Annotated in this window: 1 protein-coding gene; it reads right to left on the bottom strand. The window is 64.8% G+C overall.

Features of this window, described 5'->3' with window-relative positions; translation table 11 throughout:
* The coding region (locus Q7C21_RS22655; protein WP_375151186.1) for a ShlB/FhaC/HecB family hemolysin secretion/activation protein at positions 1-560 on the bottom strand (560 nt) is incomplete at both ends.

Below are 560 nucleotides of genomic sequence, written 5' to 3'. Positions count from 1 at the left end.
AGCGATCGCCCTTGATCACCCCGACGTCATAAGCAAAGGCCAGGCCGTATTCCTGGACAAAGGGTTGCAGCGCCTGCCAGGTCACGGCACGGCGCCAGCGCAGCTGGTTGCGCCAGTAGCCGCCGCTGTTGCCGGAGAGGGTCTGGTCCTGGAAGCCGCGCACCGAATTGAGCCCGCCGAGGCTGATGCGCTGAGGGCTGAAGAGCACGTCCTCGCTACGCTGGCCGGTGGCCAGGCTGTCGAAACTGAAGTTCTCGTTCCACAGGCGAAAGGGCTGCAGGTAGCTCAGGGTCAGGCTGTACTTGTTGTAGCGCGAAACCGGCTCGCTGCCGTGAGGGTTGCCGCTGCCCTGGGCGTCCAGCGCGCCGATGCCCTGCTGCCAGCCGATGTCGGCGTTGACCAGGGCATTGCCGATGCGCCGCCCGTGGTTGAAGCCCAACTGGCTTTCGGTGATGCGATTGCTGGAGACGTCGATCAGGTTGTCGTCGATGTAGTTGCGCGTGCGCAGCTGGCTCAGCCCCAGGCTCATCCCGGTCTTGCTCAGGTTGTCGCGGTGCAAC

It is taken from the genome of Pantoea sp. ANP04 (assembly GCF_041982285.1).
Classification (GTDB): domain Bacteria; phylum Pseudomonadota; class Gammaproteobacteria; order Enterobacterales; family Enterobacteriaceae; genus Pantoea; species Pantoea eucalypti.
This window is presented reverse-complemented; position numbering and strand designations above follow the sequence as displayed.